We start from the raw sequence: 25,078 nt of genomic DNA, 5'->3' as shown, positions 1-25,078 counted from the left end.
TGCGCATTTGGGTGGCGCCGTCCATTGCCGCCACCCTGTTTTGGGACGAAAGATCAGAGACCCAGCCAGGCGTCGACTCGATCCGGGTTCGCTTCGACCCATTCACGGGCAACGTCCGCCGGGTCGCGGCCCTTGCCGCTGATCTCATAGGCGAACCCGCTGACATCATCCGCCGTCAATGCGAAATTCGCCAAGAAATCGGCAATCGCCGGAGAACGCTCTGGCAGCGTGTTGGACCACGCAATCTGTACGTTCTTGAGCGCGTCCTTGGTCGCAACATTGGATTTGTTGTACCAGTCCGGGTCATCAGACGGTTGGACCATCACGTATTTTGCCGGGTCGAATTGTGGCTCGGTCAACATCTGGACGTCGAACATGTACCAGACAGCATGCGGCTTGTAGCAATAAAAGGCGTAGCCTTCGCCCTTGGCGATGCTGTCCTTGATCCGCGCGGTTTTCACGCTTTCCTCGGCGCGTATCGGCTCAATGAAATCAAGCAGGCCGTAATCGCGGGTTTTGACTTCGTTCACGTTGGCCGAAGCCCAACCTGGCGCGCCAATCCACATTTCACCTTTGCCATTGCCGTCACTGTCCATCAATGCGGCCACATCCGGGCGGCCCAGATCGGCGATGTCGGTGATGTTGTTGGCTTCACCAAAGTCTTTGCTGACGCAGAAACCCTGATTACCCTCGTAGGGGTTCGATGACAGAGTGACGGTGCCCGCTTCGTCCACATATTTCTTGGTGAAGCTTTCCTGGTTGGGCAGCCAAACGTCGGGATGAACGTCGATATCGCCCTTGCCCTGATCCATCGCCTGAAAGATTGTGGCGTTGTTGCCGGGCACATATTCCACTTTGCCCCCGATGCGCATTTCCACGACCGCGCCCAGCACATGGGCAATCGCTTGTGCACCGGTCCAGGATGGCACGCCGATTTTCACCTCTTCGGCTGCGAATGCCGGTACAGCGCAGACGCTGACCACAGCAGCCATCCCCAGCTTTTTCAGATTGGTTCTCATGGTCTTCTCCTCTGTTGAAATGCGCCGTGGTTCGGCGTCGTTCTTTCCGTCGTTCGATTTTCCCGTCGCGCAATAGGGGCGCGCCAACATGTCTTTGGCGACACATTCGGACGGAAGGCTGAAACAAGACCAACCGCCAGACCCTGCCCGGAAGTCTAGAACAGGAGCTTTTCCGAGAGCCAATTCGAACATTTCATCAAACTATTCTATTTCTGCATAATTTTCTGTATCCTTGCTGAAGATGCTCTTTCACAAGCGGGGATACGCATTGGATCTGAATTGGTTACGCGATTTTGAATGCCTCGCCCGGACCTTGAACTTCACCCGTGCGTCTGATGAACGTAACATCACGCAATCCGCATTCAGTCGCAGAATCAAAGCGTTGGAAAGCTGGGTGGGGCTGCCTTTGGTCAATCGGGCAACCTATCCGGTGCAATTGACCGAGGCCGGCAAACAATTCCTGCCTGTTGCCCAGGCGGCAATTTCACAGCTGTCTGAATCCCGCCAATCCCTGCGGGACGCCGACCGGGGCGACAGTCGGTTCATCCGGTTTTCGGTTCTGCACACCATTGCGGTTAATTTTTTGGCGACCCGCATAGAAGAGTTGCAGAAGCAGATCCCGGAATTGCGCACGCGCGTCCTGTCCGATTCTCTGAGCACCTGCTGTGATCTTTTGGTCGAAGGCGCGGTGGATATCCTGCTGTGCTACTATCACCATACTGTCTCGCCCATGATCGACGAAACCGCGTTCGAGCGTAAGGATTTGTTGAAGGACCGTCTGATACCGGTGGCTGCCGCACAGCCGGTTCGGACACTGGGTTGGGATTTGTCCCGGCAGGATGGCCCGCCGATCCCTTATCTGGCCTATGACCGATCGTCCTTCTTGGGCATGGTCGTTGAAAACACCGTTGACCGGAAACCCCAGAATACCGAAACGATATATGTCGATAGCCTCGTCGAAACGATCAAGCGAAGATTGATGACTGGCAGCGGATTTGCCTGGATGCCCGAAACGTCGATCTCGGCGGAGCTGGATCAGGGGTTACTGGTGCCGATCGGTGACGATGCATGGTGTGCAACGTTGACGATTTCAGCCTTTTCCAATCCGGCCAGCTTGGATCAGATCGCGCACCAGCTTTGGCAGCGTTTGTGACCGGACGGACTCGTTTTGGCGCACCGACCGGCCGTTGAACGGAAAATGCGCCTTTACCTCGTATGCCGGCCCGTCTGAGAAAAATTGACGATCGCGCGGACCAGCAGATCGATCGTATCCACTGCATTGGCGTCATCCGCGACGCTGTCGGCAATGAGAGAGAACTCTGAGCAAGCGACAAACTGCAAGCCCGCCCCCGCCTTGACCAAGGCTCTTGAGGATGCTCGCAGCGTTTCGCGCGCCTTGTCGCTTTGGCCGTTGACCTTGATCGCGCGGATCGCCGCCAGCATCGCGTTGTCATCCGTTGGCCAAACGGTTGACAGCCCGCGCGCGTGCAGGGCTGTTTCGAAAAGACAAGTACGGCGCACCGCCGGAGAAGCGAGCACACCAACGCACCCACCCTTCCCGAGTGTCCCGACGGCGTGATCCGCGGCCAGTTCAACCATGTTCAACAGCGGAACGGTCACGGCATCGGTGATCGCCTTGGCATAGTGATGCGCCGTGTTGCAGGGCATTGCCAGCGCCACGGCGCCGGCATCCTGAAGACGTCGCGCCATCGCCGCCAGTGTCGGCCCCGGATCTTCGCCCGCCCCTTCGATCAAATGCGCGATCCGTGACGGGACCTGAGTGTTCATGTCGATCAAAAGCGGAATGTGGTCCCGGTCGTCGCTCACCGGCACAGCCTCGACCAGCTTGCGCTGGAGGAGGATCGTTGCCTCAGGGCCCATGCCGCCAAGAATGCCGATGGGGCGCAGTGTCATTGCTCAGATATTCACCCAGCGGTATTTGTGATCGAAGGCAAAGTCATACCCCGCCAAGGCCGCCGCGCCACCCGTGTGAAGGAAAACGACCCGCTGGTCTTTGAATTCGCCTTTGCGCGCCAGATCGATCAGGCCCGCCGCACCCTTGGCCGAGTAGCAGGGATCCAGAAGGATACCTTCCAATTCGGCAAACATCTGGATCGCTTCGATGCCGCTTTCAGTGGGCAGGCCATAGCCTTCGCCGACATAGTCGGTATTGGCCATGACATCTTCACGCTTTACCACGCCCGCGCACCCCAGCTTTTCGGCGGTCTTGCAGGCGAGGTCGTACACCATCTGTTCCTGCTTTGGCCGAGGTGCCCTTGTCCCGATGCCAAGCACCGGCACCTGCGCATTCATGGCGCACATTCCCGTCACCAAACCTGCCTGCGTACCGGACGACCCGGTTGCATGTACCAGCCGGTCAATCCGCAATCCGCTGTCATTGGCCTGACCCAACAGTTCAAAGGCCGCGTTTACATAGCCCAGCGCCCCGGTCGGGTTCGAGCCGCCGCCGGGAATGACATAGACATTGCGGCCTTCTGCCCGTTTCTTCGCGGCAGCCTTTTCCATTTCGCCCGGCATATCGTGACCCCCGGGAAACTTCTGGGTGGTCGCGCCGTGCAAGTGGTCCAGCAGGACATTGCCGTTTGTATTGTAGTTGCCATCTTGATAGCCGGTGCGATCTTCCAGAAGAATATGGCAATCAAGGCCCAGCTTGGCGGCAAACGCTGCGGTTTGTCGACCGTGGTTGGTTTGAGTGGCACCTTGCGTCATCACCATGTCGGCGCCCTGCGCATCCGCTTCGGCCATCAGAAATTCCAGCTTGCGGGTCTTGTTGCCGCCGGTTGACATGCCGGTGCAATCGTCGCGCTTGATCCAGATTTCCACCCCCAGTTCTTTGGAAAGCCGCTTCATCGGTTCAAGCGGTGTCGGAAGATGGGCGAGGTGAAGGCGGGGAAAGCGCGCAAGATGCATGTCACAATTCCTAATATTGATTTTCGTCAATTTACGCTGTGTGTTGCCGCTCTTCTAATTCGAAATTCAGTGAGTATGTTGCAAAAATTGCATATTAGTAAGGTCTGGGCTATCTGATTCACATGCGTTTGGAATGGATCGATGACATATTGGCCGTGCTGGACAGCGGATCGCTGACGCGCGCCGCGGAAAAACGGCTGCTGACCCAATCTGCCTTTACCCGTCGGGTGCGGCTCATCGAAGGCAGTATCGGAGCGACCCTGTTTGATCGTCGCCGCAAACCCGTATCCCTAATGCCGGGCGTTCAGGCGTTGGAACCTGAACTGCGCGAGCTGAGCGCGCGTCTGCACAAACTGCGTCACAGTTTGAAAACAGAAAGCGATCAGGCCAGCCAGTCTTTGTCGCTCGTGTGCCAGCATGCGTTGACGACAACCGTCTCGCCGAAAGTGGTCCGGATGTTGACCGAAAACAGCGATATCTCGGTTCAGGTGCGATCGGGGAACCAGGACGAATGCCTGTTGCAACTGATCTCGAAAGAAGTCGATTTCGCGATCATGTACGCGGCATCGGACGGTGGGGTGCAGAACCTCGAAAGTGCGTTCGAGGCGAGGACGCTTGGTGCCGACACATTGATCCCGGTATGCGCACCGGCAATGCGCGGGGAATTGGATGGCAAGACCATTCCTGCGATTGTCTACCCGTCTGATGTTTTTCTTGGGCAAGTGTTTTCCCGATTGATTGCACCGCGTTTGCCCGACGAAACCAGACTCGTGGCCAAGGCCGAGACGGCCCTGACGCTGGCGATGCTGCAATATGCCGTGAATGAAATCGGCGTTGCATGGCTACCCCACTCTTTGGTCGCCACGCTGCTTGCTCAGGGGCAGCTTGTAAGCGTTGAAGAGGCCCTGCCTGCACAGGCGCTGACAATAAGAATGGTTCGTTTGGCCGAAGCGAAGCCAGAGTTCAGTGAACAGATTTGGCAACGTCTTGCCGGGCGATCGCAAAGCTTTTGGTTGTCGTCGGATCAAAGCGACGAGACGACTTGAGCAGTTCACCGAGAAAGGCGCCGAGTTTGCGATCAGCATCGGAAGGATACGCAACGGAATAGTGGCAAAACCGAGCTGGATGTATCTAACCTGTGCTGAAAAGACAGCAAAAGGGCAGGTCAGCGGATGTTCAGTAAGGTATTGAAAACGGGTCTAGGTGTCGTGGTTCTGGGCATCGTGGGGCTGCTTGGTTATCTGCTGATCGCCCCGCCCGATTTGTTGAAAGTGGGCACGAATTACTCGGCCAAGATTGTCTGTTCAAACGTTTTCATTGCCGGACGTGATCCGGAAGAGGTCCTTGCGGTGGATGTGCAGGCCCCGGGGCATCCGCTGCTCAAACATGTTTCGATTGAGGTCGATCGAGAGGCGCAGACTGTTCATGCGCGACTCTTTCGGTTCTTCGCGCCCGCCAGGTCGCAGTTCCGGCAGGGGCTTGGCTGCACCAACGTGCATGCTACATCCCTGAGTGCGCAAGGGCTTGAGGCTGCCAAGCCCGCGCCGACAGGGCTTTGGCCAAGCGGAAACGACGTTGCGCAGTCTCATGATTCCAAATTTCAGGCCGTCTTGTCGGATGATACGCTGCTTGGCGAAGGATACCGCGCCGTAGTGGTGGTTCAAGGCGGGCGTATCGTGGCCGAACGCTATGCGGAAGGGTTTGACGCCGACACACCGTTGCTGGGCTGGTCCATGACCAAGACGGTGACGGCCGGGCTGATCGGAACGTTGATCAAAGCGGGTCAGATGAATGTATCGGACACCCTCGTCGACAGTTTTCCCGAATGGGCAGAAGACGCAAGGCGAGACATTACTGTTGCGGACATGCTGGCAATGACAAGCGGTCTGCAATGGAATGAAGAATACGGAGACGTGTCAGACGTGACCAGGATGCTGTATCTTAGCGATGACATGGCCGGTTTCGCTGCCGACCGTGCACTGGAAGCCGGCATTGAAACCGACTTCAACTATTCTTCCGGCACGTCCACCGTGTTGTCCCGGGTGTGGCAGGACAAGCTGCCCGATGGCGGTTTGAGCTATCCTCGGGATGCGCTTTTTGAACCGCTTGGCATGGCTTCGGCGATCATCGAGGCAGATGTCGCCGATACATTCATCGGATCCAGCTATATGTACGCCACGGCCCGAGACTGGGCGAGGTATGGCCAGTTTCTGCTGCAAAAAGGGGTTTGGGACGGCGCACAGATTTTGCCCACAGGTTTTGTGGACTGGATGTTCGGACCCGTTGCGGCGTCTGGCGGTGAATATGCCAAGGGTCATCTCTGGTTGAAATCGCCGGGTGACCTGCCACCGTTTGAAGACGCGGTTTGGTTGCAAGGGCATGACGGTCAGTCCATCGGAATTTTCCCGTCGCGTGACATGGTCGTCGTGCGGATGGGGCTTACACCTTCACGGGTGGGCTATTCTTCTTTGCCCTTGGCGAAAGCGCTTATTGCGGCTTTCGGGGGGTAGGGGATCGAACATTCCCATCGACGCACCGCCCGACATTGCGGCGGGCATCGCCCGTAGGGCAGGACACTGGGTCGCAGATCTGTATCTTGCACGTCGGTACGCTTTGGTATACCGCCGCATACAAATTCAAGGCGCCGGGCTTTCACGTGGCCCGGTGCATCAGCTAAATGGTCGGAACCGTCATGAGCCTTTACACAGAATACCTGAACGAAATCGAGACGCGCAAAGAACAGGGTCTGCACCCCAAACCCATCGAAGACGGTGCCCTTTTGCAGGAAATCATCGGGCAGATCAAAGATACGGGTCACGCTCATCGCGCCGATTCACTGAACTACTTCATCTACAACACGCTTCCGGGCACAACCAGCGCCGCAGGTGAAAAGGCGCGCTTTCTGAAAGAGATCATCCTGGGTGAAGCGACGGTTGAAGAAATCTCGCAGGATTTCGCGTTTGAATTGCTGTCGCATATGAAGGGCGGCCCATCGGTAGAGGTTCTGCTTGATCTGGCGCTGGGCGATGACGCAGAGATTGCGCAGAAAGCGGCGGCAGTTCTGAAAACCCAGGTGTTCCTGTACGAAGCAGATACCAACCGTCTGAAAACAGCCTTTGAGGCCGGGAACGCCGTTGCCAGGGACATTCTGGAAAGCTATGCCAAGGCCGAGTTCTTTACCCGGCTTCCCGACATCGAAGAAGAAATCAAGGTTGTGACCTATGTGGCGGCCGAAGGGGATATTTCGACCGATCTTCTGTCGCCCGGCAATCAGGCGCATTCGAGGTCAGACCGTGAATTGCACGGCAAGTGCATGATCTCACCCGAAGCACAGGCCGAGATTCAGGACTTGCAAAAACAGCACCCGGACAAGCGCGTCATGCTGGTTGCTGAAAAAGGGACGATGGGTGTTGGATCGTCGCGCATGTCCGGTGTCAACAACGTTGCATTGTGGACAGGAAAGCAAGCCAGCCCCTATGTTCCATTCGTGAACATCGCGCCGGTTGTTGCCGGTACAAACGGGATTTCACCGATCTTTCTGACCACCGTCGGCGTCACCGGCGGGATCGGCATCGATCTCAAGAACTGGGTCAAGAAAGTGGATGCCGACGGCAATCCTATCCTGAACAATGACGGCAATCCTATCCTCGAGCAGAAATATTCCGTCGAGACCGGAACGGTACTGACCATCAACACCAAGGACAAAAAGCTGTACAATGACGCAGGCGACAAAGAGCTGGTCGATCTGTCATCATCCTTCACGCCGCAAAAGACCGAGTTCATAAAGGCCGGAGGATCTTATGCCATTGTCTTTGGCAAAAAGCTTCAGACATTCGCGGCCGAGACGCTCGGTCTCGAGGTGAAATCCGCTTTCGCGCCGTCCAAGGAGATTTCGCATGAAGGGCAGGGCCTGACGGCGGTTGAAAAGATATTCAACAAAAACGCGGTTGGCGTGGCCGAAGGCAAAGTTCTGCATGCGGGCTCGGACGTTCGGGTGAAGGTCAACATCGTCGGTTCGCAGGACACCACCGGCCTGATGACGGCGCAGGAACTGGAAGCCATGGCGGCGACAGTGATATCGCCCACCGTTGACGGTGCCTATCAGTCTGGCTGTCATACTGCTTCGGTTTGGGATTCCAAGGCGCAGGCAAATATCCCAAAACTGATGAAATTCATGAACAACTTTGGCCTGATAACCGCGCGTGACCCCAAAGGTGTTTATCACTCGATGACAGACGTCATCCACAAGGTTCTGAACGACATCACCGTGGATGACTGGGCGATCATCATCGGTGGCGACTCGCATACACGTATGTCCAAAGGCGTCGCGTTTGGTGCAGACTCGGGTACTGTTGCACTGGCGCTGGCCACTGGCGAAGCTACCATGCCGATCCCGGAATCCGTCAAGGTGACGTTCAAGGGCCAGATGGCGGATCACATGGATTTCCGCGATGTGGTTCACGCCACCCAGGCGCAGATGCTGAAGAAATTCGGCGACAACGTGTTCCAGGGGCGGATCATCGAAGTTCACATCGGCACATTGCTGGCGGATCAGGCATTCACCTTTACTGACTGGACGGCCGAGATGAAGGCCAAGGCGTCGATCTGCATCTCAGCGGATGACACGTTGATCGAATCTCTGGAAATCGCGAAAAGCCGTATTCAGATCATGATCGACAAGGGAATGGATAACGAGGCCCGGACACTGCAAGGTCTGATCGACAAGGCCAACGCTCGGATCGCGGAAATCAAGTCGGGTGAAAAGCCGGCCCTGAAACCGGATGAAAACGCCAAGTATTTTGCCGAGTTGGTGGTTGACCTGGATGAAATCAGCGAACCCATGATCGCCGACCCGGATGTCAATAACGCCGATGTATCAAAACGTTACACCCACGATACGATCCGGCCGGTTTCCCACTACAAAGGGGAAAAGAAGGTCGATCTGGGATTTGTTGGATCGTGCATGGTGCACAAGGGCGATCTGGTCATCGTCTCGCAGATGCTGAAAAACATCGAGCAGGAGAAGGGCACAGTAGAATTCAAGGCCCCGCTGGTCGTTGCTGCGCCCACCTACAACATCATCGATGAGCTGAAAGAAGAAGGCGAGTGGAGCATTCTTCAGAAGTATTCAGGCTTTGAATTCGACGATCTGTTCCCAAAAAGCAAAGCGCGGACGGAATACGAGAACATCCTGTATCTAGAGCGTCCGGGATGTAACCTCTGCATGGGCAACCAGGAGAAAGCGGCAAAGGGTGACACTGTGCTGGCCACGTCCACACGACTGTTCCAAGGCCGTGTTGTTGAGGACGCGGCGGACAAGAAAGGCGAATCCCTGCTGGCATCGACCCCGGTGGTCGTGCTGTCGGCTGTTTTGGGCCGAATGCCGACCGCCGAGGAATACAAATCGGCCGTGAAAGGTATCGACCTGACCAAATTTGCGCCTCCGATGGAAAAGCCCGCAGTTACGAAGTCAGCGCATTTCTAAACGCAAGGCACAAAGTTGATTGCCCGGTCATCCCTTCAGGTGGCCGGGCGATTGAGTTCCGCTGTGTTCAGGCCTGGTTGCAGCGCACGCCGCGAAAAAGCGCGGCATGGGAATGCCCCGGACCTTTCGCACGACTTCGCGTGGACTGCTGGGGAAAATCCATGATCCACGGTCATGCGGTCGCTGTTTGGCGTCAGGCTGACAGCTCTTTATACATGTAAGTCGTGGGTTCCAGTCTGGTTTCGAACGGGTTCCGGCAATAGTTCGGAATTTCCCCGGCGATCTGAAACCCCAGGTCCAGATAAAGCAATCGAGAAGGATCGGTGCTGCGGGTATCAAGAACCAGCATCGTGCGCTCCAACTCTGTCGCTCGTTGAAAGAGGGCTTCCATCAAGGCGCGGCCAAAACCGCGCCGTCTGGCGTTCGGGTGCACCAGAAGTTTCGCAACATCAGCGCGGTGCGGTTGATTGGGCATGGTCGCGGGGATCAGTTGCACCGTGCCCTGAATGCGCCCGTTGTCGTGGAGGGCAAACAGCTCCAACGCACCGGATTTCAGCCCGGGACGAACATTTTGCAGCCAGTAATTTCGTGCGTCACTCTCGGTAAACGGAAGGACAAAGCCTATGCTGGCCCCGTCATGCACACAGGCGTGGAGGATTTCCGCCAGATCATCTACTGCCGCGCTGAAATCGAGATCGGTCAGACGCGAGATCATATCAGCACCAAGAGATAACGCGCACCGCGAGATTCCCCGGTTTCGAACCGGGTTGGGCCCGACAGGTGATAGCGCAGGCAATCTCCGGCGCTCAGCGCATGGGGGGGTCCGTCAACTGTCAGTGTCAGGGCGCCGTCGATCAGGATCAGATGGTGTTCCTGCCCGGACTTGGGCGGCGCCTCGTAAGTGATGACCGTATCGCGCGGCAGGTGACATTCCACGACCTCGGCGTTCAGGCCGTTTGCAGGCGGTGAAACTGCACGGCGGGTAAAGCCGGTTTCGGGATCACGCCATTCGGTCTGGCGTTCAAACGCCACCTTGGGGTCAAAGCTGTCTTCGACCATCATCAAAAGCCGGGACATCGGCAGGTCATAAGCAGCACAGAGGCGGCCAAGATTCTCAGCGGTGGGGCTGACCTCTCCTTTCTCCATGCGGGACAGCGTGGCGCGACTGATTCCGCTGTGGGCGGCCAGTTGATCCAGGGACCACCCGCGCCCGTGGCGGAGATCGTTCAAACGGACGGCAAGGCGGTTTGAGAGGTTGTCGAGCATTGGTCACAAATGAGAAAAATTTCCAATTTCGGGAAAAGTTAAATAAAAAATTCGATTATGTAAATGAAAAAGGCGCAGAAACTCCGCGCCCTTCGCAAGCTCTTGATGAGGTGGTGGATTATTTCCAGCCGACTTCGTTAAAGATTTTCTGTGCTTCCGGGATGTTCTTTGCGACCTCCGACAGGTTCACGTCGTCAGCTTTGAACTCACCCAGGGCCTTTACCGATTCCGCCAGTTCAACACTCTGCACTGCCGGGAATTCGTCATTGCCCGCCGAGAAGTACTTCTGCGCCTGATCGCTTGCCAGATACTCGAGGAACAGGATTGCGTTTTCCTTGTTCGGGGCGTGTGCCGCGACGCCACCGCCCGACAGGTTCATATGCGCACCATAGCTGTCCTGATTGGGGAAGACCCAGCCGATCTTGTCGAGGTCAGAGGACAGGCCTTTGACGTCTTTGCGGATAGCCCGTGCATAGTAGTAGGTGTTCGATACAGCGACGTCGCATTCACCCGAAACGATGCCACGCAGCTGGTCGGTGTCACCTCCCTGCGGGTCTCGGGCCATGTTGGCGACAACGCCTTCCGCCCAGGATTTTGCAGCTTCGGTACCTTCATGTGTGATGATCGAGGCGAGCAGGGTCTGGTTGTAGGTGTTGGTCGAGGATCGGATGCAGATCAGGCCCTTGTATTCCGGCTTGGCGAGGTCTGCGTAAGTGGCCGGCGGATTGGCAACGTTTTCTTTGTTGTAAAAGATGATCCGACCGCGCTGTGAGAAGCCGAACCACTGGTTGTCTTCGTCCTGAAGGTTGGCGGGGATGCGCTCCTCCAGGGTTTCGCTGTCGATGGCTTGCAGAATGCCCGCATCTTTGGCACGCGCCAGGCGAGACGTGTCGACCGTCAGCATGATATCCGCCGGAGAGTTCGCGCCTTCGGCTTCCATGCGCGCGATCAATTCATCCGCCTTGCCTTCGATCCGGTTGATCTTGATGCCGGTCGCTTCTTCGAAGTCCGTGTAAAGACGTTCGTCAGTGTCATAGTGGCGCGACGAATAAAGGTTCAGCTCGCCTTCAGCTGCGGCTGATGTTGCGATCAATGCCGACAGAGCGGCGGCCAGGCAGGTTGTGGATTTCAGCATAGTTTGCCCCAACAATTGAATTTCGCGTCGGTTGATAACCCGACTGATTTGCTCAATTATACGATTCTCAGCGAGATGCAAGAAAATCCGACAGATTTACTTGGTCAAATGAGCGCAGGCACCCTTGCGAGGCTTGTTGGGGGCGGGCGCGAGTTGTGTTGAACGGAAAGATCCGCGTCACACGGCAGTGTCTGGATCACTCACGATCAAGTACCTCAACTGCAAGGATCGTGGGCAAATGGCGCGCGACTTCCGTCCATGTGTCCCCTTCATCAACACTGGCAAAAACCGAGCCGCTGTTGGTCCCGAAATAGATACCGGCGGGGTCTCGGCGGTCTCCGGCCATGGCCTGTCGCAGAACAGTGAAAAAACAGCTTTCTTGCGGCAAGCCACGTCGCTGGTCTTGCCATGTTGCGCCTCCGTTTGTGGATTTCCAAACTGCCGCGGCGGCATCCGGTGGATAGCGCCCGATGCTGTCTCCGTTCAAAGGCAATGTCCAGATCGTGTCCGGATCACGTGGGTGCACATGAATCGGAAATCCAAAGGTGGATGGCAGGCCTTCGGTGATGTCATCCCAACTGCGCCCTCCGTCGGCCGAGCGCCAAACACCGTGATGGTTTTGCTGGTACAGCAAATCCGCGGTTCCCGGAGCTTGAACCATGTTGTGGACGCAATGACCCGTTTCACCATCCCTGGGGGCAGCGGGATGATCATGATGCGTGCAAGATTCGGCGTTGGACAATCTGTTTCGCCGCTCCCAGCTTGCGCCACCATCCTCGGTTGCAAACACACCCGCAGCGGAAATGCCGACCCAGAGCTTTTTCGAATCATTTGGGTCAGTCACGATTGTATGCAGGACCAGCCCCGCACCGCCGGGATCCCAATCGGGTGCCGAGGGGTGGTTTGTCAGGCCCTCAAGCGTGTCCCATGTCCGACCATTGTCGTGGCTGGCTAGCAGGCGGGCCGGTTTTGTGCCTGCGTACAACGTTCCATGTTGATAACGCAAAGACCAGACCTGCGAAAACTCATCGGCGAATGGTGCGGGTTCTCCGGTCCAGCCGATCATCTGGGCAAAATCCTGGTCGTTGGCGGCCCACTCGTCCATTTGGCCCTTGGTGAGTTTTGCGACCTGCCAAGTCACACCGCCGTCTTCGGAACACCAGACTCCGGCGCCATGCCAGTCACCACCGCCCCCGGCCCAAATCGTGCCCGTTTCCTTGTCGCCGATGACGTGGTTGATCGGCCATCCTTCACAATGCGGGCCCGTCACTTTCCAATCTGACCTGTTCTGATCACCAGAGATAATGAACGTTCCCTTGGTCGTTCCCACCAGTACGTCGATGCCGTGTTCGCGCATGGGTTTCACACTCCGCAATGTCGAAGCAAGGGTAGCACGTCAGGCCCACAGGTGCAGAAAACAAAAAAACCGCGCTCAAGGGCGCGGTTTTCTAAAACGGTGTTTTGCTGTTCTCAGCCCTGGCGAGCTTTGAACTTGCGCTGCGTCTTGTTGATAACGTAGACGCGGCCTTTGCGACGCACAACACGGCAGTCGCGGTGCCGATTCTTGAGCGAGCGGAGCGAGTTCTTGACCTTCATGGTCTGTCTCCAATCTGCGGCGCCTTCATCAAGGACGTGGCCAGCGCCTGGGTTACTCGGGTGTCCCGGATCTCCGGAACAGTGAAATCATGGTGGGCGGTACAAGGATCGAACTTGTGACCCCTTCGATGTCAACGAAGTGCTCTACCGCTGAGCTAACCGCCCACTTTCCCTTTGCGTGCCCAGCCCCATAACGAAATGGGGCGCGGAACCCCGCGCCGGTAGCGGGGTCTATAAAAGGAGTCGCAAAGGGGTTCAAGGGGTTTGGTAGAACTATTTTCCGGTCTATGTTGATTGCGAACATGGAGGGATCATGCAGAACGCAGCCTTTGTATTGGATATGCCGGAAAACCGCAGTTCATGCGTGGTTTTTTCATCTCCTCATAGCGGGCGGAATTATCCCGAAGCGTTTTTGAAGCGGTCCGTTCTGAATCAAAGCGTGATTCGATCCTCGGAAGACGCCTTCGTGGATCAATTGTTTGCTGCCGCGGCCGAGAATGGCGCGCCTTTGATCAAAGCGACCATGCCACGCGCCTATCTGGACCTGAATCGCAGTCTGGACGAACTGGACCCGGCGCTGATCAGCGGTGCCCGCAGGCATGGGCACAACCCCAGGGTCGCATCAGGGTTGGGTGTGATTCCCCGCGTTGTGGCCAATGGACGGGCAATCTACAGCGGCAAGCTGACCATGGACGAGGCGCGGCTGCGCATCGACACCTATTGGCGCCCCTATCATGCACGTTTGAAATCCCTGCTGGCCGAATCACACGAGAAATTCGGCCAGGCCATACTGGTGGATTGCCACTCCATGCCGCATGAGGCGGTGGCCATGGCTGGTACGACCCGAAACAAACGGCCCGAGATCGTGCTGGGTGATCGGTTCGGTGCGTCGGCCTCGTCTGAAATCGTGGACCTCATCGAATCGGCGTTTGCCGCGGCAGGTCTGAATGTGGTGCGCAACGCCCCGTTTGCCGGGGCCTATGTGACACAGACTTACGGCCGCCCCACCCGCCAGCAACACGCGATCCAGATTGAAATCGACCGGGCCTTGTATATGGACGAAGAAAAAATTGCGCCGAACGCCAATTTCATGACGTTTTCGAAACTCCTCCGGCAGGTGGTGCGCGACATATCCAGAATCGGTTCAAAACCTTTCCGTCTGGCGGCGGAATGAAACTAGCGCAAAGCGCGGCCCTTCACGATTGCTTCCGGGCCGAATCTCTGGCGGATCTGGTCGGTGGCCCGCTCGGCCTGTGATCTGCGGACGGCGCCGGGATCAAGCAGGTCGCCGGAGATGTCAGCCTGATCCGCCGGGCACAGGTCAGACAGGCCACACCCCAACAGGCGGTATGGCCCCTGATCCCCCACCTGATCGAAAAGCCCTTTTGCGGTGCGATAGATTTTGTCCGCGATCTGCGTTGCGTCCCGCAATGACACGCGCCGTGTCAGAATCTTGTGATTGGCTTTCTTCAGCTTCAGCGTAACGACCCGGCCAGCCAGATCCTTGGCCTTGGCCCGGTCCGAGACCTTCAGGGCCATGCGCCACAAATGTCCGTCCAGAATATCAATATTGGCGGTGTCCTCGAAAAACGTGGTCTCATTGCTGATGGATTTCATCGGTTCATGGGCTGAAACGCGTCGTTTGTCCTGACCCCGTGCCAAATGCCACAGGCGATACCCCATCGAGCCGAAACGCACAGTCAAAGCCTCCTGATCCCAACGCAGTAGGTCGTTGAAGGTTCGAATCCCTGCCCGGTCCAGTGATTCCTGCGCAGCGGGGCCAATACCCCAGATCAACCTTACGGGTTTGTCATTCAGAAACTCAGCCGTCTCGGCCTTGCCGATCACCGAAAACCCACGGGGCTTGTCGAGGTCCGAGGCAACCTTGGCCAGAAACTTGTTGTGACTCAGCCCGATGGATCCTGTCACACCCAGTTCATCCTTCATGCGTTTGACCAGGCGCGCCAGCATGACGGCCGGGGGGGCTCCGTGCAGGCGTTCGGTGCCGGACAGGTCCATGAAAGCTTCGTCCAGGGACAGGGGTTCGACCACTGGTGTCAGTTCGTCCATCATGGCGCGGATGTCCCGTGACACCTGGGCATACACGGACATGCGTGGTTTGATCACGACGGCATCGGGGCACAGTTGCAGCGCTTTGAACATGGGCATGGCGGATCGCACACCGCGAATTCGGGCCACGTAGCATGCCGTGGATACAACACCGCGTTTGCCGCCGCCGATGATGACAGGCTTGTCTGCCAGTTCCGGATTGTCCCGCTTTTCCACCGAAGCATAGAAGGCATCGCAATCCATATGTGCGATGGACAGATCAAACAGTTCGGGATGAGACTTTACCCTGGGACTGCCGCAGGCCGTGCAGCGCCGTTCGTTCGTAAAAGGGGTCAGGCAATCTCGGCAAAGACCGGGCATCTGCGTCCTCGTGTGTTCCGCAGTTGTCTTGGGGGTCCTTTATATCATCCAGTGATATCGATCAAAGATCATTCGGAGAAAAGAACCCCCCGCGCTTCGCGGGGGGGAAGTAACGAACCTCAGGAAGAGTAGGTTCGTTGGGGAGTAAATCCCCTTGAGAATCGCTAAGATTTTCCGGTTGAGATAGGGTTTGGCGCGCTTTTCAGAAACTCGCTTTTTGAATGTGTGTTTTCTGGCACAGGGACGATTTGGCGCGGATTCGCGAAAAACTGACGTAAGGTCAACCTGTTGCGGCGGTTTTTTCAGCGTGAATCCCTGTTGAAACGATGATTCTGCTCATCACGTTTTCAGAGAATTTAACTCGGTCAAAACGGCCGCGGCCGCGGATTTTGGATCTTCGGCCTGATAAATGGGGCGGCCAACTACGATATGATCCGCCCCGTCCTGGATGGCGCTGGCAGGTGTGGCCACACGTTTTTGATCGCCCAGTGCCGCGCCTGCCGGACGCACGCCGGGGGTTACGATCAGCCGGCCCTTCGCCTGGGGCAGGGCGCGGATCAGGGCGGCCTCCTGCGGGCTGGCGATCACGCCGTCGGCCCCGGCCTCGAAGGCGTGGGCGGCGCGTTCCACCACCATGTCCTGAACGTCACCGGCCTTCATCATGCCGGCATCCAAGTCGTCGCGGTTCAGCGAGGTCAGGATGGTCACCGCCAGGATTTTCAGATCCTTGCCCGCCGCCCCTTCCTTGGCGGCGCGCACCACATGCGGGTCGCCATGCACGGTCAGGAAATCCAGATCGAACTGCGCCAGCCCCCGCACCGCGTTTTCCACCGTGTTGCCGATGTCGAACAGCTTCATGTCCAGGAAGATGCGCTTGCCGTGTTCCTGCTTGAGCTCATTGGCCAGTGCCAGCCCGCCGCCTGTCAGCATGCCCAGGCCGATTTTGTAGAACGAAACGGCGTCGCCCAGCGTCTCGGCCAGCTTCAGCCCTTCCAGCGCGTTGGGGACGTCGAGGGCGACGATCAGGCGGTCATCGGCGGTTTGGAGCATTGTATCGACCTTTCAAGCTTGACGGGATCGGCGCTTCTGTAGAGCGTGTGGCGCATTGAGACAAGAAAAGACGCAGGAAAATACGGGATGATACGGTTGGGTGTGGTGGCCTCGGCGGCTGTTCTGGTCGGGGCGGGCGCGGTCTGGGCCGATGAAACGGATTGCGGCGAGGCCCGACTGGTCTGGGCGGACGTCAAGGACAGCGGGTCGGCGACGGCGATCGAGAGTTTTTCACGGATCTACGCCGATTGCCCGATCTATTCGCAGCTGGCGCGCGATCTGCTGGTCGGGCTGACCGGCGAGGCCTCTGCGCCGGCAAAGGCCGACGACCCCAAGGAACCGCAACGGCGCCTGCGGGTTTCCGACCTGCGCCCCCGGCCGGAACCCAACCCCGACGATCCACCGCAGGACCCCGACTATTCGGACGGAGAGTATGACTGCCTGATGGCCGCTGCCGCTCCGGGGCAGTCGCCCTATTTCGACGGGGTGAAATGGGCCGACATGGACGCCGAGAATGCGATGGCGATCTGCGCCGATCTGCTGCTGAAAGACCAGGATGTCGATGCCGAGGTCGTGGCCGCCTTTGGCCGGGCGCTCATGAAGGGCGGCAAGCTGGAAATGGCGCTCGAGTTTTCGGAACTGGCCGCGATGGAGGGCAGCGGGCTGGCGATGAACACGCTCGCTTCGCTCTATAGTGATGGCGAGATCGTTCCCGAGGACCACGAGACCGCGTTTGCCTGGTACATGGCGGCTGCAGAAAGCGCTCTGCCGATGGGCATGCACAACGTCGCGTATGGCTTCGAGAACGGGAAAGGTGTTGCGCCCGACATCGACAAGGCGCTGTACTATTATGAAAGGGCTGCGTTCTTCGGATATGAGCCGTCTCAGCTGCACCTCGGCGTAATCTATCGCGAAGGAACGCATGTCCCGCGCGATATGCAGCGCGCGGTCGACTATCTGAAGATGGCGGCCCGAAACGGCAGCGCCGATGCCGCGGCGCGATTGGGCTACATCTACGAGATCGGCGAGAACGGCTACTCCAAAGACATCGAACAGGCGCTGGATTATTATTTCCAGGCCGCCAAGCAGGACAATGTCGTGGCGCTGCACAATCTCGGTTCTTTGACCTATCACGGGCGGGACGGTGTGCCTCAGGACACGGAAGCGACCCTGTTGTTCTGGGGCAGGGCCGCAAAGCTTGGCGATGTGAAATCGCAGCGCAAATTCGGCCGGTTGCTCTATGAAATCGGCGATGTCGAAGAGGCGCTGAGGTTTCTTCGCCTCGCGGCCGAGCAGGGCGATGACGAGGCGCAAAAGCTGATCCGGCAGATCGAAGGCGGTTGACGCCCACAGCTGACAAAGGAGCCAGCGGTGTCCTCGCTTTGTCCCAACTGTGCTATGGTGCTGCCACTCTGAAACGAAAATTGCATCAAAGGGACAGACCATGAAGCACCTTGTTCCGCTGGCCGTCGTCGCCACGCTGGCCGCCTGCGACGACACGCCGCCACAGACCGAAACCGGCGCCGCGCCGCCCCCGACCAATGATGATTTGTATCTTGTTCGGGGCTATCGGTCCGAAGATGACTGGTGCCAGTTGACCGGAGAAACCACCTTTACCGGCAATTTCCTCGACCACACCGCCGATCTTGTATCCTGCCCCACGGGCAGCGCCGCCGCGCAGTCGCTGGTCGAGACGAACGATGCCCAGCAGGTGGCCGAAACCGGGGGCTACACTGTCTATACGATTCCGCGTGGTTGAGGCGTTTTTTCACTCTCTAGCCTCTTGAACCGGCAAAGGTATTTCCCAGATTGAATGTGAGGCTTCGACCGACGCGTGCCGCCAGGCGGGCGCATCAAAACGGGGCGCTTGGAAAAGGAGAATATCATGGACTTGAACAAGTTCACTGAACGGGCACGGGGGTTCGTGCAGGCGGCGCAGACCATTGCGCTGCGCGAGGGGCACCAGAGGCTGGAGCCCACACATATACTCAAAGCATTGATGGATGACGATCAGGGGCTGGCAAGCAATCTGATCACACGCGCGGGCGGCGCGCCGAACCGCGTGGTCGAGGCGCTTGACGCTGCCATGGGCAAGATCCCGAAAGTCAGCGGTGATGCCGGCCAGATTTACATGGACGGCCAGACGGCCAAGGTTCTGGACGAGGCCGAAAAGATCGCCACCAAGGCGGGCGACAGCTTTGTGCCCGTTGAACGCGTTTTGATGGCGCTGTGCATGGTGAAATCCAAAGCCAAGGAGGCTTTGGAGGCCGGTGCGGTATCTGCCCAGAAGCTGAATGAAGCGATCAATGACATCCGCAAGGGTCGCACTGCTGACACAGCGTCGGCGGAAGAGGGCTATGACGCGCTCAAGAAATATGCGCGGGATCTGACTGAAGCTGCGGCTGAAGGCAAGATTGACCCGATCATTGGGCGGGATGAGGAAATCCGCCGCTCAATGCAGGTTCTGTCGCGCCGCACCAAGAACAACCCGGTTCTGATAGGGGAACCTGGCGTCGGTAAAACCGCGATTGCCGAGGGCATGGCGTTGCGCATCGTCAACGGCGACGTACCGGAATCACTGAGGGACAAGAAGCTGCTTGCGCTCGACATGGGTGCGCTGATTGCCGGTGCGAAATACCGTGGTGAATTCGAAGAACGCCTCAAGGCTGTTCTGACCGAGGTGACCGAGGCCGCGGGTGAGATCATCCTGTTCATCGACGAGATGCACACGCTGGTTGGCGCGGGCAAATCGGATGGTGCGATGGATGCCGCCAACCTGATCAAGCCCGCGCTCGCCCGGGGTGAGCTGCATTGTATCGGTGCGACCACACTGGACGAGTATCGCAAATACGTCGAAAAAGACGCGGCCCTTGCGCGCCGGTTCCAGCCGGTGATGGTTCAGGAGCCGACGGTCGAAGACACGATCAGCATTCTGCGCGGCATCAAGGAAAAGTACGAGCTGCACCACGGCGTGCGCATCTCGGATTCGGCGTTGGTGTCGGCGGCGACCCTGTCGCATCGCTATATCACCGACCGGTTCCTGCCCGACAAAGCCATCGACTTGGTCGATGAAGCCGCGTCGCGGTTGCGGATGGAGGTGGATTCCAAGCCTGAGGAACTCGATCAGCTGGATCGCCAGATTCTGCAAATGCAGATCGAGGAAGAGGCGCTGAAGCTGGAAGACGATGCGGCATCGAAGGATCGCCTGGAAACCTTGCAGAAGGATCTAGCAGAACTTCAGGAAAAATCCGCCGAGATGACTGCGCAGTGGCAGGCCGAACGCGACAAGCTGGCTGGCGCGCGGGATTTGAAGGAACAGCTCGACAAGGCGCGGGCCGATCTGGAAATCGCCAAGCGCGAAGGCAACCTCGCCAAGGCGGGTGAGCTGTCCTATGGCATCATCCCCGAGCTTGAGAAAAAGCTGTCCGAGGCCGAGAATGCCGAAAGCAACGCCATGATGGCCGAGGAAACGGTGCGTCCGGAACAGATAGCCAGCGTTGTCGAACGCTGGACGGGCATCCCGACCGCCAAAATGCTGGAAGGCGAACGCGAGAAACTGCTGCGGATGGAAGAAGAACTGCATTCCCGCGTGATCGGGCAGGATGCGGCGGTCACCGCCGTGGCCAATGCCGTACGCCGCGCGCGCGCGGGCCTGAACGACGAAGGCCGCCCGCTGGGCTCGTTCCTGTTCCTCGGGCCCACCGGTGTGGGTAAGACCGAACTGACCAAGGCCGTGGCGAACTTCCTGTTTGACGACGACAACGCGATGGTACGCATCGATATGTCCGAGTTCATGGAGAAACACGCGGTCGCCCGTCTGATCGGTGCCCCTCCGGGCTATGTCGGTTATGACGAAGGCGGTGTGCTGACCGAAGCCGTGCGGCGCAGGCCCTATCAGGTCGTGCTGTTCGACGAGGTCGAAAAGGCGCACCCGGATGTTTTCAACGTGCTGTTGCAGGTTCTGGACGATGGCGTTCTGACCGATGGTCAGGGCCGCACCGTGGACTTCAAACAGACGCTGATCATCCTGACGTCGAACCTTGGGTCTCAGGCGCTCAGCCAGCTGCCCGAAGGTGCGGACAGTTCACAGGCCAAGCGCGACGTGATGGATGCGGTCCGGGCACATTTCCGGCCCGAATTCCTGAACCGTCTGGACGAAACGATCATCTTTGACCGCCTCAAGCGGGCCGATATGGATGGCATCGTCGATATTCAGATGGCACGTCTGCAAAAACGTCTGGCCGCCCGCAAGATCGAGCTGGCCCTGGATGACAGCGCCAAGGAGTGGCTGGCCAATGAAGGCTATGACCCGGTCTTCGGTGCCCGCCCGCTGAAACGCGTCATCCAGCGCGCCTTGCAGAACCCGTTGGCCGAAGCTCTGCTGGCCGGGGAAATCAAGGATGGTGACGTCGTTCCGGTCACCGCCGGGCAAGATGGTTTGATCATCGGTGATCGTTTGGGAACTTCCGAGCGACCGCGCCCGGACGATGCCGTGGTGCATTGATCTGACACCGTGAACTGAAAGGCCCGCTTTTTTGGCGGGCCTTTTTCATGTCGGTTTTCCATAGCCTTTGTTCAGATAATCACTGAGGACCTTCATCCAGACCTGCGCTTTCTCCATTGGAAACTGGGCCGTGAACCTCAGCTTCACAATACAATTGTCCACGACGCCGACTGCCAGAAGTTCGGACAGGCCATCTGATGCTTTGGCCTCGGCCCGATACGGCAACACCTGCGACGGATCACGCAACTGATAGGCGTTGATTTCACCAAGCTCGGCACCGCGCCGCGCAGCTATTGCAGCGATATCGCGTGCAGCTTGTTTAAAGCTTTCAAGGGCCATTTCAGATGAGACGTCCCTTTGTTGATGGTCATAGAAGAAAACCGTGATCTTGGAAGATGGGTCTGCAAAAGTGGCGGAATAGCCGAGGCCCGGATGGCTGTCTTCATAAACTTCAGACCCGATCTGATTCAGATCGCTCAGGACCTGCGGCGCGCGCTCAAACAGCTTTTTGCACGATTGCACATCAGCTAATGCCGATCCGCACAGCAAAGACAAAAAAACAACAAGGAGTCTAAGCAACATGAAGGCAGGTGTCCCGAACAGATCAAGAATGCACGACGTCTTGGTCTGCAACTGTGGCAGAAGTTTGGCCCTACCGGAAAGATGGCCGGGCGGGCGCTGGTCGGCCGCCCGGGCATTTGTCAGATCAATGCAAAGATCCGCGCCGGCCCGCCGGTGCCGCCTTGGTGCTTGGGTGCGCCGATCACCAGCGTTGCACCCGACGCAGGCACGCGATCCAGCCCAGCCAGACATTCGATCCCGAACCGGCCTGACGGCAACCACGCGTAATGTGTCGCGAAATCTGCGGACATGCCGTGATCCAAGGACAGGGTATCAACGGCAATTGATCGTGCTCCGGTCTCCTCCATCAGCATCTCCGCGGCTTCAACGTGGAAGCCCGGGTAATGCTGCGCTTCGCCGTCGAAATTGCGGAACTCATCCGTGGCGGTTTTGCCTGCCCATCCGGAATGCATCGCCACGCAGGCACCATCAGGAATATCACCATTGGCCGCAATCCAGGCTTTCAGATCGTCCGGGGTGACGCGCGTGTCAGCGTCCTCGGCCGCTCGGGCGGCGATGTCCACGACGCATAAGGGGGCGACCAGATCCGTGACGGGGATTTCATCAACCGACGTCCCATCCGCCGAAAAGTGAAGCGGCGCATCGATATGCGTGCCCGTATGTTCGTTGATTGACAGGTTGAACAGATTGAAGCCGTGATCAGCAAAGTTGAAAGCCTGCTCGGCCGAAATGCCGGGTTCGCCGCCCCATGTCGGGAAATCCGGGCTCAGCGTATGGGTCATATCTTCGACACCGCCATGCCCGGCCGCCAGTGCTTGCGGCGCGACGGCTCCGGTTGCGGCTGCTGCAACACCCGAAGCTGCGGCAGCTTTGAAGAACCCGCGACGAGACAGCATCTTGTCTTTGACGGCATTCATTACGCAGATATCACACATTTTTCTTCCTCCCATTGCGGCCAAAAGGCTGCACTCGCAGCCTTGCCTCGCGTTCGGCTTGGCGTGGCGCCCACCTGACAGAGTGCAGCCTTGCGCCCGCAGTTGTAAAGTTTTGTGCCCGTGTTCTGACGGTAATCCACGAAAACCGCAGTTTTCCGCCGGGCTCCAAAAGTTCTCGAGTCTATGGTTTTCGGTGCTGAAAACGTTACTCGAATGCCCTGTTACAATGGAACGTTACAATCACTTCGCTCAATCGTTACGCCTGTTTCCGTGGCTCTGTGCTATCAGCACACTACGTCAATAGCGACCACTGAAGATGACGGAGACCCATATGGCGCATCGCTGGACCAATACTTTGACACATGCAGACGTCACCCCCCGGGCGGCGTTCCTCAACCGGCGGCAGGTTATGGCCGGGCTGGCTGGTGTCGGCCTGACTGCGATGGCCAAACCGGCGGCAGCACAGGATGGGTTGGAGCCGAACACGTGGGAAGAGATCACCACCTACAACAACTACTATGAGTTCGGGACCGGAAAAGATGACCCGGCGAAATATGCTCATACGCTGGTGACCGAACCCTGGAGCGTCACGATTGATGGTCTGGTCGACCACCCCGGCGACTATGATTTTCAGGCCATCCTGTCCGAGATGACGATAGAGGAGCGGATCTACCGCTTTCGCTGTGTGGAAGCCTGGTCGATGGTAATTCCGTGGAACGGATTTGAGCTGGCCGACCTTCTCAATATGGCGGGCGTGCAAGACGGCGCGAAATATGTGGCTTTTGAGACGGCCTATCGCCCGGATGAAATGCCGGGAACGCGGTTTCCCGTTCTCGATTGGCCGTACCGAGAGGGATTGCGCCTGGATGAGGCGATGCACCCCCTGACAATCATGGCAACCGGAATTTACGACCGCCCGATTCCCAACCAGAACGGTGCGCCCTTGCGTCTGGTCGTTCCTTGGAAATACGGCTTCAAATCGATCAAGTCGATTGTTCGGATCACGCTCACAAAGGATGAACCGCCCACCAGCTGGAACATGTCCAATCCACGCGAATACGGGTTCTACAGTAATGTGAACCCCAACGTGGACCATCCACGCTGGTCTCAGGCTTCAGAGCGCGAGATCGGGGGCGGGCTTTTCGCGTCACGTAAGCCGACCCTGATGTTCAACGGCTATGAACAAGAGGTCGCCAGCCTTTATGAAGGCATGGATCTGGCCAAGAACTATTAAAACCATGTCGGCGATGAACCAGACACTCCGCCGTATTCCGGTATGGGTCGTTTATCTGCTGGGGGCGTTGCCCGCCCCCTGGCTGTTTTATCTTGGCCTGACCGGTGGTTTGGGGGTCGAACCGATTGAGGCGTTGGAGCACAGATATGGGGAACTGGCCCTTCAGTTGCTGATTGCCGGTCTGGCGGTCACACCCCTGCGCCGGCATGTCGGCCTCAACCTGATGAAGTTTCGGCGCGCGATCGGGGTGCTCACGTTTGTATACGTCGCGTTGCATCTTCTTGTGTGGCTGGTTCTGGATGTGCAGCTTCCCAGCCAGATCTGGGCGGATATCCTCAAACGCCCGTACATAACAGTCGGCATGGCGGGGTTTCTTCTTCTGCTTCCGCTGGCGTTGACCTCCAACAACTGGTCTGTGCGCCGACTGGGACCGCGCTGGCGCAAGCTGCACCACCTCGTTTACGCGGCCGCATTGTTGGGGGCGATGCATTACCTCTTGCTGGCAAAAGGATTTCAGATCGAGCCGCTTGCTTACCTGGCTGCCATTATCGCCCTGCTTGTCCTGCGCCTGCCGATTCCCAACCTGTCTTTCCGGTCCAACAGGGCCGATTCCGCCTGACTCGGACGTGAGGCTGTGGGTAATCATGTGCATAACGCGCTGAACCGGGAATTCTGACCTGCCTTTACATAGTTATCGGCGGCAGTGTGCTTGGTTGATCTGAATTAAATATCTGTGATTCTTGGATAAATTAACTTTTCAAGAATTTCTTCTGTTTTTGTGTATTTTCCGCTTGCGGGATTTGTTTGTTATACTTAGAACCCCCTTCACCGGCGCTGCTGAGGCGCTGGGACGCGGCGGAAGCGGCGGTTACGCTCGGGAGAGACCGGGGGCATCTGAGGTTAGGATTTAG

General features: G+C 57.8%; 22 protein-coding genes and 1 tRNA gene. 10 read left to right on the top strand and 13 right to left on the bottom strand.

Going from position 1 to position 25,078, the window contains the following annotated elements:
• Positions 1-53: 53 nt before the first annotated feature.
• Positions 54-1,019 carry an ABC transporter substrate-binding protein gene (locus ACR0FB_RS09735; RefSeq protein WP_171724150.1) on the bottom strand — a complete coding sequence of 322 codons (966 nt, stop codon included), beginning with the start codon at positions 1,017-1,019 and terminating at the stop codon, positions 54-56.
• 268 nt (positions 1,020-1,287) lie between these two features.
• On the opposite strand from ACR0FB_RS09735, the gene ACR0FB_RS09730 reads away from it, so the two are divergent.
• Complete coding sequence (locus tag ACR0FB_RS09730) at positions 1,288-2,172, top strand: LysR family transcriptional regulator (RefSeq protein WP_171635733.1); 885 nt, start codon at positions 1,288-1,290, stop codon at positions 2,170-2,172.
• Between the two features lie 53 nt (positions 2,173-2,225).
• Here ACR0FB_RS09730 and cuyB read toward each other — a convergent pair whose 3' ends face one another.
• Together cuyB and cuyA are read right to left on the bottom strand one after the other, a co-directional pair.
• On the bottom strand, positions 2,226-2,933 hold the full coding sequence (gene cuyB, locus ACR0FB_RS09725; protein ID WP_171724151.1) for a cysteate racemase: 708 nt from the start codon (positions 2,931-2,933) through the stop codon (positions 2,226-2,228).
• Positions 2,934-2,936: 3 nt separating this feature from the next.
• The gene (cuyA, locus tag ACR0FB_RS09720; protein WP_480620480.1) at positions 2,937-3,950 is read right to left on the bottom strand and encodes a D-cysteate sulfo-lyase; all 1,014 of its coding nucleotides are present in this window, start codon (positions 3,948-3,950) and stop codon (positions 2,937-2,939) included.
• Positions 3,951-4,072: 122 nt separating this feature from the next.
• On the opposite strand from cuyA, the gene ACR0FB_RS09715 reads away from it, so the two are divergent.
• From ACR0FB_RS09715 to ACR0FB_RS09705, 3 genes are all read left to right on the top strand, one after another.
• Positions 4,073-4,996 carry a LysR family transcriptional regulator gene (locus ACR0FB_RS09715; RefSeq protein WP_480620478.1) on the top strand — a complete coding sequence of 308 codons (924 nt, stop codon included), beginning with the start codon at positions 4,073-4,075 and terminating at the stop codon, positions 4,994-4,996.
• Positions 4,997-5,122: 126 nt separating this feature from the next.
• A complete protein-coding gene (locus ACR0FB_RS09710; protein WP_480620477.1) occupies positions 5,123-6,460 on the top strand; it encodes a serine hydrolase domain-containing protein in 1,338 nt (445 codons plus the stop codon).
• Positions 6,461-6,642: 182 nt separating this feature from the next.
• Entirely contained in the window at positions 6,643-9,435 is a 2,793-nt protein-coding gene (locus ACR0FB_RS09705) for a bifunctional aconitate hydratase 2/2-methylisocitrate dehydratase (RefSeq protein ID WP_480620475.1), read from the top strand.
• A gap of 193 nt (positions 9,436-9,628) precedes the next feature.
• Here ACR0FB_RS09705 and ACR0FB_RS09700 read toward each other — a convergent pair whose 3' ends face one another.
• The 6 genes from ACR0FB_RS09700 to ACR0FB_RS09675 all read right to left on the bottom strand — a co-directional run bounded on the left by ACR0FB_RS09700 (position 9,629) and on the right by ACR0FB_RS09675 (position 13,597).
• Entirely contained in the window at positions 9,629-10,150 is a 522-nt protein-coding gene (locus ACR0FB_RS09700; RefSeq protein WP_171635747.1) for a GNAT family N-acetyltransferase, read from the bottom strand.
• Positions 10,147-10,701 carry a helix-turn-helix domain-containing protein gene (locus ACR0FB_RS09695; RefSeq protein ID WP_480620473.1) on the bottom strand — a complete coding sequence of 185 codons (555 nt, stop codon included), beginning with the start codon at positions 10,699-10,701 and terminating at the stop codon, positions 10,147-10,149. The genes ACR0FB_RS09700 and ACR0FB_RS09695 overlap by 4 nt, the downstream gene beginning before the upstream one ends.
• Before the next feature lie 118 nt (positions 10,702-10,819).
• Complete coding sequence (locus ACR0FB_RS09690) at positions 10,820-11,836, bottom strand: Fe(3+) ABC transporter substrate-binding protein (protein WP_480620471.1); 1,017 nt, start codon at positions 11,834-11,836, stop codon at positions 10,820-10,822.
• A 196-nt stretch (positions 11,837-12,032) separates the two neighbouring features.
• Positions 12,033-13,193: a WD40/YVTN/BNR-like repeat-containing protein gene (locus ACR0FB_RS09685; RefSeq protein WP_480492213.1), complete on the bottom strand. Its 1,161-nt coding sequence runs from the start codon at positions 13,191-13,193 to the stop codon at positions 12,033-12,035.
• Between the two features lie 113 nt (positions 13,194-13,306).
• The gene (gene ykgO, locus ACR0FB_RS09680; protein WP_005648635.1) at positions 13,307-13,432 is read right to left on the bottom strand and encodes a type B 50S ribosomal protein L36; all 126 of its coding nucleotides are present in this window, start codon (positions 13,430-13,432) and stop codon (positions 13,307-13,309) included.
• 90 nt (positions 13,433-13,522) lie between these two features.
• Positions 13,523-13,597 (bottom strand) — tRNA-Val (locus ACR0FB_RS09675).
• A gap of 148 nt (positions 13,598-13,745) precedes the next feature.
• Here ACR0FB_RS09675 and ACR0FB_RS09670 point away from each other — a divergent pair.
• Positions 13,746-14,606 (top strand): N-formylglutamate amidohydrolase, encoded by an 861-nt coding sequence (locus ACR0FB_RS09670; protein ID WP_480620469.1) that lies wholly within the window; start codon positions 13,746-13,748, stop codon positions 14,604-14,606.
• A gap of 2 nt (positions 14,607-14,608) precedes the next feature.
• Here the strand turns inward: ACR0FB_RS09670 and ACR0FB_RS09665 are convergent, their stop codons facing one another.
• Together ACR0FB_RS09665 and pyrF are read right to left on the bottom strand one after the other, a co-directional pair.
• Positions 14,609-15,862: a DNA polymerase IV gene (locus ACR0FB_RS09665; RefSeq protein ID WP_480485947.1), complete on the bottom strand. Its 1,254-nt coding sequence runs from the start codon at positions 15,860-15,862 to the stop codon at positions 14,609-14,611.
• A gap of 339 nt (positions 15,863-16,201) precedes the next feature.
• Positions 16,202-16,912, bottom strand: a complete 711-nt coding sequence (gene pyrF, locus ACR0FB_RS09660; protein WP_171635758.1) for an orotidine-5'-phosphate decarboxylase — start codon at positions 16,910-16,912, stop codon at positions 16,202-16,204.
• 87 nt (positions 16,913-16,999) lie between these two features.
• Here pyrF and ACR0FB_RS09655 point away from each other — a divergent pair, with 87 nt between their 5' ends.
• The 3 genes from ACR0FB_RS09655 to clpB all read left to right on the top strand — a co-directional run bounded on the left by ACR0FB_RS09655 (position 17,000) and on the right by clpB (position 21,416).
• Entirely contained in the window at positions 17,000-18,256 is a 1,257-nt protein-coding gene (locus ACR0FB_RS09655) for a tetratricopeptide repeat protein (protein ID WP_209834114.1), read from the top strand.
• A 100-nt stretch (positions 18,257-18,356) separates the two neighbouring features.
• A complete protein-coding gene (locus ACR0FB_RS09650; RefSeq protein ID WP_171635763.1) occupies positions 18,357-18,671 on the top strand; it encodes a hypothetical protein in 315 nt (104 codons plus the stop codon).
• A 126-nt stretch (positions 18,672-18,797) separates the two neighbouring features.
• Positions 18,798-21,416 (top strand): ATP-dependent chaperone ClpB, encoded by a 2,619-nt coding sequence (gene clpB, locus ACR0FB_RS09645; protein ID WP_171635765.1) that lies wholly within the window; start codon positions 18,798-18,800, stop codon positions 21,414-21,416.
• 45 nt (positions 21,417-21,461) lie between these two features.
• Here clpB and ACR0FB_RS09640 read toward each other — a convergent pair whose 3' ends face one another.
• Both ACR0FB_RS09640 and ACR0FB_RS09635 read right to left on the bottom strand, forming a co-directional pair.
• A complete protein-coding gene (locus ACR0FB_RS09640) occupies positions 21,462-21,998 on the bottom strand; it encodes a hypothetical protein (RefSeq protein ID WP_480609073.1) in 537 nt (178 codons plus the stop codon).
• Between the two features lie 119 nt (positions 21,999-22,117).
• A complete protein-coding gene (locus ACR0FB_RS09635; protein WP_209834110.1) occupies positions 22,118-22,933 on the bottom strand; it encodes a cyclase family protein in 816 nt (271 codons plus the stop codon).
• A gap of 331 nt (positions 22,934-23,264) precedes the next feature.
• On the opposite strand from ACR0FB_RS09635, the gene msrP reads away from it, so the two are divergent.
• The gene (gene msrP, locus ACR0FB_RS09630; protein ID WP_171635771.1) at positions 23,265-24,167 is read left to right on the top strand and encodes a protein-methionine-sulfoxide reductase catalytic subunit MsrP; all 903 of its coding nucleotides are present in this window, start codon (positions 23,265-23,267) and stop codon (positions 24,165-24,167) included.
• Positions 24,168-24,171: 4 nt separating this feature from the next.
• Positions 24,172-24,786, top strand: a complete 615-nt coding sequence (gene msrQ / locus ACR0FB_RS09625) for a protein-methionine-sulfoxide reductase heme-binding subunit MsrQ (RefSeq protein ID WP_171724160.1) — start codon at positions 24,172-24,174, stop codon at positions 24,784-24,786.
• Positions 24,787-25,078: the final 292 nt, after the last annotated feature.

This window comes from Ruegeria sp. P10 (genome assembly GCF_056534925.1).
This window is presented reverse-complemented; position numbering and strand designations above follow the sequence as displayed.